Raw genomic sequence first — 13,231 nt, 5'->3', positions numbered from 1 at the left:
AGTTAAACAGGCATGTTCATGATTTCTTTATAAGCTTCAACAAGTTTGTTACGAACTTGCACTGTAGCCTCAAAAGCCACCGACGATTTTTGCGATGCGATCATCGCATCAGCTAGTGATACATTGCGGTCACCCATTTCTACCGCTGTCACTTTTTGCTTCGCATTTGCTTGAAGGTCATTGACAGTATTGAGTGCATCACTGAGTAAATCACCAAATTGTGCGCTTGACGTTGGCTGAGCCTGTGTTGGTAAGTTATTGACTTGATTGCTACGGCCAGCTTCAAGAGCCATAGATTGCATTTCTTGAAATAATGCGCTGTTTTGAATTTTCATAATTGTCTCTGACGGTGCAGTTTACTAATAACTTAATAAAGCACAAAACATGCCAACAAATAAATCCTTTTATATCAATTGGTTGGTGGTTTTATTTGATAGTCAGAGTTTTGACAAGCTTACGCTCAGCACGGCTGAGCGTAAGCTTAGAGGTAAGTTGCGGTTTAAGCAGGTAACGCGATCCCTAAGTCTCGCATTTGAGCTAACTTGTAGCGTAGTGTGCGCGGACTAATGCCGAGTGTCTCAGCAACATCTTTACGTTTTCCTTGGCAACGATTAAGAGTTTCTAAAATAATACGGTGCTCTTTGTCTTTGAGCTCATCTTTATAACTACCGGAATCTAAACTTGGCAGTTCCCCTTCAAATGGGGTGCGCTCTGTGCTCGCTTTTATAGTGGGTGCTTGCACGTCATAATATGCATCGTTGGTCGGAGAACTGGTTGTAGCTGAATTAACCACGGTTAGATTTTCAGATAAAGCCGTGGTTAATGGCGCTTCAGTTAAGTTTTCAATAAAAATAGCTTGCTCATCAATCACATCACCATGGCGTAATATCAATGCGCGTTGGATCACATTATCAAGTTCGCGTACATTGCCAGGCCAAGTGTGGGCTAATAACTTTTGCTCAGCAGCCGTACTCAATTGTGCTATTGGCTCTTTACTTTTATTTAGATGACGTTCAATTAAATGCTTTGCTAGTACAACAATATCGCCCGGACGTTGGCATAGAGGTCGCCACATTAACGGAAATACGTTTAAACGATAATACAAATCTTCTCTAAATTGATGCTTCGCTACCGCTTCTTTTAGATCTCGATTACTGGTTGCCAAAATTCGCACATCAAGTTTAATGGTTTTACGCCCGCCTAAACGCTCCACTTCGCGCTCTTGGAGGACACGTAATAACTTAGCTTGCAGCCCTAACTCCATCTCAGTGATTTCATCGAGTAAAATGGTGCCGCCTTGAGCTTGCTCAAATTTTCCTGGGCATGCTTGAATAGCACCAGTAAACGCGCCTTTTTCATAGCCAAATAAGGTAGCTTCAAGCATATTCTCAGGGATCGCAGCACAGTTAATAGCAACGAATGGCTGCTCTGCGCGATCTGATTTATCATGAATAAAGCGTGCGAGTACTTCCTTACCTGAACCACTGGGGCCAAGCACCATGACACTGGCGTCTGATTTAGCAACACGACTAGCAAGTTCCAGTAGCTGAATACTGCTTGGATCGGCAACTATCGGACCATCGGTTTCTTTTTCTGGCTCTGGTAAATAACGACTGACCATATTAAGCAGCACTTCAGGTGCAAATGGTTTAGCCATATAATCAATGGCACCGAGGCGCATCGCCTCCACCGCATCATCGATAGTCGCATACGCAGTCATCATTAATACGGGCAGATCTGGATGATTCAGGTTAATACTGCGCAATAAATCAAGGCCACTCATCGCGCCCATTTGCACATCACTGACGACTAATGAAAACGACTCTTTTTTCAGCAGTACCATCGCTTGCTCAGCGCTATCGGCTGCGACACAATCAATGCCTGACATTTCTAACGTATCTATTAGGGCTTCACGTAGCCCTGCATCATCTTCGACGACTAAAATCGTGTTGTTCATAGTGCCTCCACTGATTTAGACTCTGCATAAATAGGCAACAGTAAGCTGAAACTTGCTCCGCCTGCGGCATTATTAGTTACTTCAACCCGTCCTTGATGTGCATTCGCCACTGAACTGACCACGGCTAAACCCAAGCCTGTGCCTTGGCTTCGAGTAGTAAAAAACGGTTCAAATAATTTCTCTGCTTGGCTTAAATCAACACCAGGGCCATTATCGCTGACGGTTATGCGTACCAACTCAATCTCATCATCACGTTGCGCGCTTAGCTGCACATGTGCTTGTGATCCTATGACTTGAATACTATTATGAATGAGGTTTTGTATCGCACTGGCAAGGGCTGTTTTGTTGCCCATAATTTCGATGTCTGGTTCCGGTAAGCTCACTTCAAGTTCACTGTTATTAAGTGCCATCATGGCATCGGCGCCAGTTTTAACTTCACTTAACAACTGCTGCATCGAGACACGTTCAACTACCTGTTGGTCGCCACTTTTAGCAAATAACAACATATCGTTTACTTGGGTTTCAAGATCTCTTAAGCGCGACATCAGTTTGGTATGAAAATTCCCTCGCGAGCTTTCCGGTAAACGTTTAGAACCTAAGTTTGCGGCGTATAACATAGCGGCAGACAGTGGTGTGCGAACTTGATGCGCAAGTGACGCCACCATTTTCCCAAGCGCACTTAAACGTTGCATGTGCGCAACTCGCGTTTGCAAACGGCGGGTTTCAGTCAAATCGGTCATTAAGATCAATTGCCCGGGCTCGGGCGTTAATGCATTTATTTCTAACTTTATAAGACGACCATCTTTAAGTGATACTTCATGACCATCATCTTGTTGTGGCCGAAACGAGCGTTGGATCACACTAAACCACTTTTCACCTTCAAGTGGTTCGCCCAACATATCAATAGCGATTTGATTAGCTTTTGCGATCATACCGCGACCATCAAGCACAATAACGCCTGCTGGCATGGTATCAACTAAGTGGCTTAACCAACTCGCTTGTTGGCGTAATTCACTTAATTCACCAATATACTCTTCTTGCAGTAAGCATGGGTTATACTGAGTAGCTGTGATAAATTGTGGTTTTAAGACATTAGCTAAAGCCATAATGCATTCTCGTTTACGGGATCTAACTAGCTAAATGCACAAATTGTACCAACAATTATTATCAATATTTTCATTTGGTTAGCGTATTTTAAGCGCGACAGAAAAATGACGAACGGTTTATTTAGAGAAAGGACTTAATTATGAACTCAACAAAGCTATGTCGTTGCCCTTGGCTCGATACCAGCAAAGATGACTATGTCGCCTATCATGACGATGAGTGGGGAATACCGGTTTATGATGATCAAACACTTTTTGAGTTTATTACCCTTGAATCAGCACAAGCAGGGTTAAGTTGGTACACCATTTTAAAAAAACGAGCTGGCTATCGACGCGCATTTTTAAATTTTGATGTTATAAAAGTCGCACAAATGAGCGACCAAGATATTGATCGCTTAATGCTTGATGAAGGGATCGTTCGCAACCGCTTAAAAATTGCAGCGACTATTAATAACGCAAAGCGTTTTCTTGAGATCCAACAAGAGTTTGGCAGCTTTAGTAACTATCAATGGCAGTTTGTTGGCAATAAGCCAATAGTGAATGATTTAGAACAGCTCGGTGACTACCCCGCAATTACCGAGGCCTCCACAGCATTTGCTAAAGACTTAAAAAAGCGAGGCTTTAAATTTTTAGGGCCAACCACAGTGTACGCTCATATGCAGGCGTGTGGCATGGTTAACGATCACAGTAACGATTGTTTTCGTAAAGCAGAGATTATTGAGAAGTATTAGATGAAAGGTGCTAGGTGCTAGGTGCTAGAAAATCTAAAAGCTAGCGAATTCATGACTAAAGGGGCATATTTTATCTGCTTATTTGCTCTCATTCACTGCTCTTTGTGCAAATTGGTTTTAAGAAATTATTCACAAAGAGGTTAAGAGTGCGCTGCGCTTATGAGGTAAAAATAAAGGTGTTAGATTTTGGGGTATTCGAAGCTCATCGCTCGAAGCCCGTGGCTTTTTTCTTCTCATTTACCCTCATTGTCTTATATTTATGCAAAAGGTGATTTATTCACCTCAGCACACCCCGAATTAAAGACGGTGTGCGCGTCAGCAAGCTTAACACCTATGGGTCACTCTAAAAGTGTAATCACCATCGTGCTTGGTTAATTTTTGCCTAAAATCTGCTCTTAGCTGTTAATCTCGTGATAGGTTATATTTTTTCATTTTTTCGACGAGCGTTGTGCGCCGTACTCCGAGTATTTCCGCGGCGCGGGCAACCACATAATCATATCGCTCGAGTGCTTGGGTGATTAAACTAATTTCCAGCTCTGCTAAATAATCCTTAAGCTCGATACCTTCTTCTGGAAGCAGCTCAGGTGAGGTTTGCAGCGCTTCATCTTCGGGCTCATCTTCATAATCACTAAAGCCGGTACTAAAAATATCATTAAACGCATCACGCTCGAGTAGCTCTTCAGGGTATTCAGGCTCGTAAGCTTCAACTTCAATATATCGGTATTTAGCTGGCAGATCAGGAATATCAACCACTTTATCTGGTAGCATGATCACCATCCGCTCAACTAAATTAGCTAATTCACGAATATTACCCGGCCAGGTATGTTCTTTAAGGCTATCAATAGCACGCTCAGTGAATTTAGCGGTTGTACCACTTTGCTCACTAATGCGGCGCATTAACTCTTTTAATAATAATGGAATATCATCAGCGCGCTCTGCAAGCGAGGGGTTTTCAATAGGGAAAACGTTGAGTCGATAATATAAATCTTCGCGAAAACTACCCTGCTCTATCATCTGTTCAAGGTCACGATGCGTTGCCGCAATGACCCGTACATCAGCCTGAATAGCTTTCGTGCCACCAACTCGCTCATAACTACGCTCTTGCAATACACGTAACAGCTTAACTTGCATTTGCAGCGGCATATCACCTATTTCATCTAAAAATAGCGTGCCACCTTGAGCGAGTTCAAAACGCCCCTTACGTGCAGAAATAGCCCCTGTAAACGCGCCTTTTTCATGACCGAATAATTCACTTTCAAGTAACTCCGCAGGAATAGCACCACAATTTACTGGCACAAACGGCCCTGAATTGCGCTTTGACAGTAAATGAACATTACGGGCAACCACCTCTTTACCAGTGCCCGATTCACCTAAAATCAATACATTGGCATCTGTTTTCGCCACTTGCTCTATCAAAAAGCGTACATCTTTAACCGCTTCTGTTTCACCAACTAAACCGTCAAACGTCTTATGCGGTTTATGGTGTTTATGATCACTTGGCAGCATACGCTGATATTGTTGGCAGTCATGTATTAATTGGGTGGTGACATCATGATTAAACGGCTCACAAATAAGGCCTACAACATTAGCAATACTTAATAGTGGTTTAAGCGTTTCACCAATTAGCAAGAAAGGTAATGTGGGATAACGTTTGATCAGGCTTTCATGATCTGAGTTTTGCAGAGCGCCAAGTATTACCATACATGATTGTTTTTGGTACTTTTCACATTCTTGGTCAATATTTGTATCGGCAAGCAACTGAACAGCTTCACCAATAAATGTTAGCGCAGCATGTAAACCAATCGCACGATTATTATTATTATCTAAGATCAAGATCATTATTTAGCGAACCACAGTTACTACAGCTATTAATAATTTAAATTGTAAGCGAGTTTGACAGGGATGCAAGCACAAAGCGGCAGTTTTTTGACATAGATGCCAAAAAACAGACGCTGAGCTAATTGTAAGTAATACTTAATAATTACTGTTGTATCATTAATATTAAAGTAAGCCTAAAATAGATTCTGCGGATTGATTTGCTTGGCCTCTTAGTGCAATAGACGCTTGCGCTAAAATGTCATTTGATACTTGCTGAGAAACCGCCTGAGCATAATCTGTATCTTGAATACGACTTTGGCTCGCGGCAATATTCTCTTGCTGCGTACCCAGTCCTTTAATAGTGCTCGCTAATGTATTTTGAAACGCGCCTAACTCAGCACGTTGGGCGTTAATTTCCTCCGACGCTTGGCCACTAATATCAATAGCAGCTTGTGCCCCCGCTTGCGTAGAGATATCAATCGTTGATATTACTGACGCAAAGCTACCATCCGAAGGTGTAATTGTTTGCGTGGTATTGGCATCAGCCCCTACTTGAAACGAAACCGGTTGACCATCAAACAATGGTTTACCGCCAAAAGAAGCATTTTCAAACGTCTCAGTGATTTGACTTTGTAACTGCCCCACTTCTTCTTGTAATGCAGCACGGTCACTATCGTTAAGGGCTCCGCTGCCCGCTTGAATAGAAAGCTCACGTATGCGCGAGACTGCATCATTAACCCCAGATAAACTTGACTCTGTTGCTTGCGAGTATGAAATACCATCGTAAGCATTGCGAGCAGCTTGCCCATAACCATCTTGTTGTGAGGTTAATCGATCGATGATTTGCAAAGCCGCGGCATCATCCGCCGCAGAATTTACTTTTTTACCCGCAGCTAACTGTTCAGCAAGCTTATTTGAAGTTTGTTGAGTTTGGTTTAAAAAGCTATTTGAAGGTGATTGAATTTTCATAACAGGCTCCGACACACTGATTGTTTAAATTATAGCTTAATTTGCCAAATTTTGTACTTTGTACCATGTTTAAACTAAATTAACTTGGCACTGAGCTTGCTAGTCACCTTGTTAATAGTTAAATTACTGAGAAATGTGTCAAAATTCTCACAATGCGTATTTATAAGCGCCAATGATAAACAACTTGGGTAACACTATGTTCGATAATAAAACGATTCTAATTACCGGTGGTACCGGATCATTCGGTAAGAAATACGTAAAAACCTTGCTTGAACGATATAATCCTAAAAAGATTATTATTTTTTCACGCGATGAGCTAAAACAATTTGAAATGCAACAAGACTTTGACCAACCTTGCATGCGTTATTTTATCGGTGATGTCCGAGATAAAGACAGGCTACGACGGGCAATGCGCGGCGTCAACTATGTAATTCACGCTGCTGCTCTTAAGCAAGTACCTGCGGCTGAATATAACCCGATGGAATGTATCAAGACTAATATTAATGGTGCTGAAAACGTGATTGATGCAGCCCTTGATAACAATGTTGAAAAAGTAATTGCACTCTCGACTGATAAAGCAGCTAACCCAATAAACTTATATGGTGCGACAAAGCTTGCTTCAGATAAGCTATTTGTTGCAGCAAATAATATTGCAGGTGGTCATAAAACCACTTTTTCTGTAGTGCGATACGGTAACGTTGTTTGCTCACGTGGCTCGGTGGTACCTATTTTTCAAAAGTTTATCGTTCAAGGCCGCGACCACATTCCCATTACTCATGAAGAAATGACGCGCTTTTGGATAAGCCTGCAACAAGGTGTTGATTTTGTACTGACAAACTTTGAACGAATGCTAGGCGGTGAAATTTTCGTTCCTAAAATACCTTCAATTCGCATTATTGATCTTGCCAAAGCGATGGCGCCTGATTTACCCATTAAAGTTATTGGTATCCGCCCAGGTGAAAAACTTCATGAAGTTATGTGTCCTGCCGATTTATGCTTTGAAACCTACGAATATAACGATCACTTTGTGATTGCTCCTGGAATTAAATTTAGCAGCCGTAGCAATGATTATACTGTTAATGCATTGGGTGAAAAAGGCAAGAAAGTAAAACAAGGTTTTGAATATAACTCTTTAAGTAACCCACACTATATGACTCTTAAAGAAATAAAAGACTTTAATGTGCAAGCTTTGTTGTAAACACGACTATGAAAAATAAAGTTATTCCTTACGGTAAGCAAAGTATTTCACAAAGTGACATTGATGCGGTTGTTGATGTATTAAAATCTGATTGGTTAACGCAAGGGCCTGCTGTTCCAGCATTTGAAAGTGCCATTGCTAAGTATTGCGGTGTAAACTACGCCTGTGCAACCAATAGCGCCACTTCAGCCTTACATATTGCTTGTCTTGCTTTGGGTGTAGGTGAAGGTGACATCGTATGGACTTCACCAATCTCATTTGTCGCATCAAGTAACTGTGCATTGTATTGTGGAGCAAGTATCGACTTTGTTGATATTGACCTAGAAACCGGCAACATGGCAGCTACTGCACTCGCTAAAAAATTAGTATTGGCAAAGAAACGTAACAAACTGCCTAAAGTGGTTATCCCTGTCCATTTAGCAGGGCAATCGTGTGATATGGCAGCGATAAATGAGCTTGCAAAAGAGTATAATTTTAAGGTCATTGAAGATGCCTCTCATGCCATTGGAGCAAAGTATAAAGCCAAGCCAGTGGGCAGCTGTGACTATTCTGATATTACTGTGTTTAGCTTCCACCCAGTTAAAATAATCACTTCCGCTGAAGGTGGAATGGCTGTCACAAATTGCGAAGTACTTGATAAAAGCATGAAACGCTTGCGCAGTCATGGCATTACTAATAATCCCGATGAAATGACTGAGCCGAGCCACGGCCCTTGGTATTACCAACAGTTAGAACTGGGTTTTAATTATAGAATGACTGACATGCAAGCCGCTTTGGGGCTAAGTCAGTTAAAGCAGCTAGATAACTTTGTATCAGTGCGAAACGACATTGCAACAACATATAACCATGCGTTTGCAAATTCGACAGTAGCTCATTTAACACAATCAGATGATTGTTACTCTAGCTATCATTTATATATTGTTCGTTTAACGCAATGTAACATAGAAAAACACAAGTCCGTTATTACAGGCATGCGCGAGCAAGGAATTATTGCTCACTTGCATTATATACCGATCCATTTACAGCCTTATTATCAGGCTTTAGGCTTTTCGGACGGTGATTTTCCTAATGCGGAAGCATACTACAAACAGGCGGTTACTATTCCTCTGCATCCAACTATGACAGCAGACGAGCAGCAATTTGTTATTAATACATTGATTGGTTTAGTATGAAGCTCGCTTTAGGCACAGTGCAATTTGGCTTAAACTACGGTGTCAGTAATAAGCTTGGTCAACCAAGCATTGCCAAGGCCCATGCCATTTTAGATATTGCAAAAGACGCTGGCATTACGACCTTAGATACAGCGCTCGGTTACGGTGAGAGTCACCAAGTATTGGCATCCTACCCTTCGATTAATGACAGCTTTAACTTAGTTACTAAGTTACCTCCTCTACAAAAAGAGCAATTTTCTAATCAGGACGCAGACCATTACATTGCGTTAATTGACCAATGTTTTTCAGATTTTAAAACTCAAAAGCTAAGCGCAATCCTATTTCACCAAGCAAGCGACATTGAGAAACAAGGCGTAGCGCCCGTTTTAGCGTGTTTAAAACAACGACAATTAGAAAATCAATTAGCGAGTAAAGGTGTTTCTTTGTATTCCGGTGCGGAGCTCGAAAGCTTCAAGCAACTAAGTGAAATTAACCTTGTGCAAATACCTTATAATGCATTTGATACATACTTTAAGTACACTGGTGCTCTTTCATTACTAAGTAAAAACAAGACACAAGTGCACGCTAGATCTTGTTTTTTACAGGGCTTGTTATTAATGCCCATCAATGAGTTAGCTAGTTACTTTAAACCTTGGAAGCAACATTTATTATCATTTCATCAGTTAGCGCAGCATCTTGATGTGTCGGCACTAACACTTAGCCTTGCATATGCTTTAAAAGAAGATGAGATAGATAAAGTTGTTGTCGGGGTGAATACAGAGTCAGAGTTAGAGCAAATTTTAGAAGCCTATCAGGGCAGCATCCAAATCTCTCACGAAGTGCTCAAAGAAATGACTGTTAATGATCCAAGACTCACCAATCCAGCAAATTGGCAACTATAAATAGTTTAGAAAAATGATTGATTGCCGATAAATGGCTATGATCAAAAAAGGCAGATATATATGAATGACAACAATAAACAATTAAAACTTGCCTTTATTGGCGGTGGCAATAACTCAGCTGTAGGCTATGTTCACTTCGCCGCAAGTCAACTCGATAACAAGTTTGCAGTTATTGCAGGTGCCTTTTCAAGAAATCCCGATGAAAATAGTGCAACAGCGCAGAGATGGGGAGTTTCAGAAAAGCATTTATACAACAATTGGCAAGAGCTTGTAGAGCACGAGAAAGACCATGTTGATGCATTCGTTATACTGACACCAACACCTCACCATATTGAAGTAATAACCAAGCTTCTGAAGGCGAATTTGCCTATAATTTGCGAAAAAGCCCTTGTTACTGGCCCTGCTGAAGTCGCTGAAATTGAAGCCTGCTACGATAAAAATAAACACTTTCTAGCCGTTACATACAACTACAGTGGTTATGCGATGGTGAGAGAGTTGAAGCACCTGGTAAAGCAAGGTGCTCTTGGCACCATCCAAAAAATTCACCTTGAAATGCCACAAGAAGGATTCAGAAGGCCGCCAGATATTGCAGGTAAACCATCGATGCCACAAGCATGGCGTTTAAAAGATTTTGAAGTGCCAACCATCTGCTTGGATTTAGGAGTGCATTTACACCACCTATCAACATACTTACTTGAAATGGAGCCAACAGAAACAATCGCACAATTTACTAACCATTCTCAATACCCAAATTTAATTGATGATGTAAATATGTTGCTGAACTACCCAAATAACGTAAAAGGTAGTATGTGGATGTCAAAAACAGCTATTGGCCACCGTAATGGACTTCAAATCAGAATATACGGTGACAAAGGAAGCGCTCGTTGGTTCCAACTAAACCCTGATGAATTAGAGTTAAATTACAATGACGGTCGCAGAGAAATCTTAGATAGAGCCGGACAGTGTGAATATGCTAACCAATTTAGATATAACAGAATGAAGCCGGGTCACCCAACCGGATTTGTTGAAGCTTTTTCTAATTTATATACAGATATTTACGAAGAACTTTGCTGTTACTTAGCTGGTACAGACAAAAAAAATGACTATGTATTTGGCTTAGAGCAAGCAAAAGACGGCTTAAACTTATTTAAAGCAGCGCAAGAATCAGTTGAGTCAGCGCAGTGGATAAAGCTTAAAAGAGGTAATTAGATTATGATGAATAACCTTCCTATAGCAATCTATGGCGCCGGTGGTAATGGGCAAAAAATCTATCATGCACTTTCAGAGCATGGAATTAAAATAGAATTTTTTGTCGATTTATACACGCAAGAAACTGAGTACCAAGGCTGTCCAATTTACAAACCTGACAATATTGCCAATAAAAATGTAACCATGCTTGTATCGGTATCTTGTACAAGTGAAGCTATTAAGCAGGAACTACTCGGAATCGGTGTTCAAGAATGCCTAAACATGAATGAAATTATTAATAGCTATCCATACGTTTTAGAACGTTTTATTTCAAAAGATTTCCGAACAAAACTAATCTCTAGCACTGAGAACGACAAAGAACAGTTAGCTTGGCTTAAAGGAAGGCTAAGCGATAATGAGAGCAAAAAGTGTCTTGATGATATCATCGCATTTCGCAGCTCACCCTCAAGCGAAAGCTATGTTGAAAATGACTGGCAAATCCAATACTTTCCACCTTGGTTACTGAAACTTCCTCTTTGGAAAAATGGGATTAATTTTATTGATTGCGGTTCATATATCGGCGATACACTTGCAAGTGCAGCACAAGTATTAAAAGAAGCAGATATACAGTTAAACACAATGCAGTGTTTTGAGCCTGATCCAAAGAACTTCCACTTATTAAACAAAACAGCGAAAGAATTAGTCTCTCAAGGTATTAAGACTTATTTATTTCCTTGTGGTGTATGGGAAGAAAATACGATACTGAGCTTCAGTGCAGACCTTTCACAAGGCAAGTTTGCTGACTCGCAGCAAATCACAGAGAACAATCAACTTCTGCCTGTTATAGCGCTGGATGATACCAGCATAGCCTCTGCGGTTAATTTTATTAAAATGGATATCGAGGGCGCAGAGCCTCAAGCCTTAAAGGGAGCGAAAGAAATCATAACACACCAATCTCCCCTACTCGCTATTTCCGTCTATCATGAACCTGAGCACCTTTGGCAAATAGCTCAACAAATAGAAAGCTACAATCCTAATTATGAGTACAAACTTCATTGTCATGGGGATTTTGGTTTGGAAATAATATTATACGCAATTCCAAAAACATAATTACTACACAGCAAATAGAACTGTTTCACTATAGCCTTGGGTGTAATGTCTCAAATAGAACTTGTATTCAGGGCATAACTTTTTCAAGTACTGTGGAACTGATATCAAATGTTCTGCCCGATGATAAACACTAATTGCCAACTTAGGCTTATATCTTAAAATAGTATTTTCCATACCATGAAGCACATCTAATTCAACACCTTCAACATCCATTTTCACATAATTAGGCGAGATTTTATTTTCAATGCAAAAATCATCGATGCTAATTTGTTTTACTGAAATTACATCTTCATTTTGGCCTGGTTCAACAACTTTTGAAGATGTTCCTGATAATGAAAAATTGACAGTCTTATTTATACTTCCCACAGCAACCGGAACGACCTGAATAGCTTTGTTGTGTTGGTACTTTGTTTTAAGGATTGCAGTTTGACTCGGTATAGGTTCAAAAAGGTATGCCTTTCCCGATGGACAGTTCCTTAAAAATCGCTCTGAATCACTACCATCAAAAGCACCTAAATCAAAAAATACGCTCTGCTCCCCAAATGGAATTATGAAAGGTTCGATATACATATTTGTAATATCAAACTTAAATTCGCTCATAAAGCTTAAGTCATATTTATTGCGAAAATTAACTACTGACTCAAAAGTATTTACAGAGCAATCATCTTCAAACCAACTTTTAACCTCATTGTAATGTTCTTGATTGCTTTCCCAATGACTAACAGCACCTTCCCAAAACTCTATTTTGGGGCATTCAAAGCCAGAGTTGCGATAGAAATAGAAATAGTCGCAGTAATTCAATTTGTGCTTTACAAGTAAATAATTTACGTCCACAGGTCTACTATTTGTTACAGCTGAGACAATGAAAGCATCTTCGGGAACTTGATTTAGTTTGATACAAGGCAGACCCGCAAAAAACTCTTGCTGATAAAAGTTATCTATAACTGCAATAACTTCTAGGTCATTAATCTTATGGAGCTCTATTAATACTTCAGCTTCAGAGGTGGCTCCGAAAATATAACGTCTTGTACTCTTCTCAAAATACTTTTGTAGAAAATTTGCGTTCATAAAATTCCATCCATCTCATTTAAAATTATTATCCTG

The 13,231-nt window shown here is 40.3% G+C and carries 12 protein-coding genes; 6 read left to right on the top strand and 6 right to left on the bottom strand.

Annotation, left to right across the window (positions count from 1 at the left end; all coding sequences use genetic code 11):
- Positions 1 to 2: 2 nt before the first annotated feature.
- From fliE to A7968_RS10530, 3 genes are all read right to left on the bottom strand, one after another.
- Positions 3 to 335 carry a flagellar hook-basal body complex protein FliE gene (gene fliE / locus A7968_RS10540; RefSeq protein WP_064666531.1) on the bottom strand — a complete coding sequence of 111 codons (333 nt, stop codon included), beginning with the start codon at positions 333 to 335 and terminating at the stop codon, positions 3 to 5.
- A gap of 164 nt (positions 336 to 499) precedes the next feature.
- The gene (locus A7968_RS10535) at positions 500 to 1,957 is read right to left on the bottom strand and encodes a sigma-54-dependent transcriptional regulator (RefSeq protein WP_064666530.1); all 1,458 of its coding nucleotides are present in this window, start codon (positions 1,955 to 1,957) and stop codon (positions 500 to 502) included.
- Positions 1,954 to 3,063 carry a sensor histidine kinase gene (locus A7968_RS10530; RefSeq protein ID WP_064666529.1) on the bottom strand — a complete coding sequence of 370 codons (1,110 nt, stop codon included), beginning with the start codon at positions 3,061 to 3,063 and terminating at the stop codon, positions 1,954 to 1,956. The genes A7968_RS10535 and A7968_RS10530 overlap by 4 nt, the downstream gene beginning before the upstream one ends.
- Positions 3,064 to 3,203: 140 nt before the next feature.
- On the opposite strand from A7968_RS10530, the gene A7968_RS10525 reads away from it, so the two are divergent.
- Positions 3,204 to 3,791: a DNA-3-methyladenine glycosylase I gene (locus A7968_RS10525; protein WP_064666528.1), complete on the top strand. Its 588-nt coding sequence runs from the start codon at positions 3,204 to 3,206 to the stop codon at positions 3,789 to 3,791.
- Positions 3,792 to 4,193: 402 nt separating this feature from the next.
- Here A7968_RS10525 and A7968_RS10520 read toward each other — a convergent pair whose 3' ends face one another.
- Together A7968_RS10520 and A7968_RS10515 are read right to left on the bottom strand one after the other, a co-directional pair.
- Positions 4,194 to 5,630 (bottom strand): sigma-54 dependent transcriptional regulator, encoded by a 1,437-nt coding sequence (locus tag A7968_RS10520; RefSeq protein WP_064666527.1) that lies wholly within the window; start codon positions 5,628 to 5,630, stop codon positions 4,194 to 4,196.
- 162 nt (positions 5,631 to 5,792) lie between these two features.
- Positions 5,793 to 6,578: a flagellin N-terminal helical domain-containing protein gene (locus A7968_RS10515; RefSeq protein ID WP_064666526.1), complete on the bottom strand. Its 786-nt coding sequence runs from the start codon at positions 6,576 to 6,578 to the stop codon at positions 5,793 to 5,795.
- 196 nt (positions 6,579 to 6,774) lie between these two features.
- Between A7968_RS10515 and pseB the strand changes: the two genes are divergently transcribed.
- The 5 genes from pseB to A7968_RS10490 are packed head-to-tail and all read left to right on the top strand — an operon-like array spanning position 6,775 to position 12,127.
- Entirely contained in the window at positions 6,775 to 7,776 is a 1,002-nt protein-coding gene (pseB, locus tag A7968_RS10510) for a UDP-N-acetylglucosamine 4,6-dehydratase (inverting) (RefSeq protein ID WP_064666525.1), read from the top strand.
- A gap of 8 nt (positions 7,777 to 7,784) precedes the next feature.
- Positions 7,785 to 8,948, top strand: a complete 1,164-nt coding sequence (gene pseC, locus A7968_RS10505; protein WP_064666524.1) for a UDP-4-amino-4,6-dideoxy-N-acetyl-beta-L-altrosamine transaminase — start codon at positions 7,785 to 7,787, stop codon at positions 8,946 to 8,948.
- Positions 8,945 to 9,829 carry an aldo/keto reductase gene (locus tag A7968_RS10500; RefSeq protein WP_064666523.1) on the top strand — a complete coding sequence of 295 codons (885 nt, stop codon included), beginning with the start codon at positions 8,945 to 8,947 and terminating at the stop codon, positions 9,827 to 9,829. The genes pseC and A7968_RS10500 overlap by 4 nt, the downstream gene beginning before the upstream one ends.
- 60 nt (positions 9,830 to 9,889) lie before the next feature.
- Positions 9,890 to 11,038 carry a Gfo/Idh/MocA family protein gene (locus A7968_RS10495; protein WP_064666522.1) on the top strand — a complete coding sequence of 383 codons (1,149 nt, stop codon included), beginning with the start codon at positions 9,890 to 9,892 and terminating at the stop codon, positions 11,036 to 11,038.
- 3 nt (positions 11,039 to 11,041) lie between these two features.
- Complete coding sequence (locus tag A7968_RS10490; protein ID WP_064666521.1) at positions 11,042 to 12,127, top strand: FkbM family methyltransferase; 1,086 nt, start codon at positions 11,042 to 11,044, stop codon at positions 12,125 to 12,127.
- 3 nt (positions 12,128 to 12,130) lie between these two features.
- Here A7968_RS10490 and A7968_RS10485 read toward each other — a convergent pair whose 3' ends face one another.
- A complete protein-coding gene (locus tag A7968_RS10485) occupies positions 12,131 to 13,195 on the bottom strand; it encodes an FkbM family methyltransferase (RefSeq protein WP_064666520.1) in 1,065 nt (354 codons plus the stop codon).
- Positions 13,196 to 13,231: the final 36 nt, after the last annotated feature.

It is taken from the genome of Pseudoalteromonas prydzensis (assembly GCF_001661495.1).
Classification (GTDB): Bacteria; Pseudomonadota; Gammaproteobacteria; order Enterobacterales; family Alteromonadaceae; genus Pseudoalteromonas; species Pseudoalteromonas prydzensis.
Note: the sequence above shows the minus strand (reverse complement) of the source record. Positions and strands in the feature narration are given on the sequence as shown.

Bases quoted from the DNA above. Each gene is read 5' to 3' on its own strand.
- fliE (WP_064666531.1), bottom strand. From the start codon at position 335: ATGAAAATTCAAAACAGCGCATTATTTCAAGAAATGCAATCTATGGCT.
- A7968_RS10535 (WP_064666530.1), bottom strand. From the start codon at position 1,957: ATGAACAACACGATTTTAGTCGTCGAAGATGATGCAGGGCTACGTGAA.
- A7968_RS10530 (WP_064666529.1), bottom strand. From the start codon at position 3,063: ATGGCTTTAGCTAATGTCTTAAAACCACAATTTATCACAGCTACTCAG.
- A7968_RS10525 (WP_064666528.1), top strand. From the start codon at position 3,204: ATGAACTCAACAAAGCTATGTCGTTGCCCTTGGCTCGATACCAGCAAA.
- A7968_RS10520 (WP_064666527.1), bottom strand. From the start codon at position 5,630: ATGATCTTGATCTTAGATAATAATAATAATCGTGCGATTGGTTTACAT.
- A7968_RS10515 (WP_064666526.1), bottom strand. From the start codon at position 6,578: ATGAAAATTCAATCACCTTCAAATAGCTTTTTAAACCAAACTCAACAA.
- pseB (WP_064666525.1), top strand. From the start codon at position 6,775: ATGTTCGATAATAAAACGATTCTAATTACCGGTGGTACCGGATCATTC.
- pseC (WP_064666524.1), top strand. From the start codon at position 7,785: ATGAAAAATAAAGTTATTCCTTACGGTAAGCAAAGTATTTCACAAAGT.
- A7968_RS10500 (WP_064666523.1), top strand. From the start codon at position 8,945: ATGAAGCTCGCTTTAGGCACAGTGCAATTTGGCTTAAACTACGGTGTC.
- A7968_RS10495 (WP_064666522.1), top strand. From the start codon at position 9,890: ATGAATGACAACAATAAACAATTAAAACTTGCCTTTATTGGCGGTGGC.
- A7968_RS10490 (WP_064666521.1), top strand. From the start codon at position 11,042: ATGATGAATAACCTTCCTATAGCAATCTATGGCGCCGGTGGTAATGGG.
- A7968_RS10485 (WP_064666520.1), bottom strand. From the start codon at position 13,195: ATGAACGCAAATTTTCTACAAAAGTATTTTGAGAAGAGTACAAGACGT.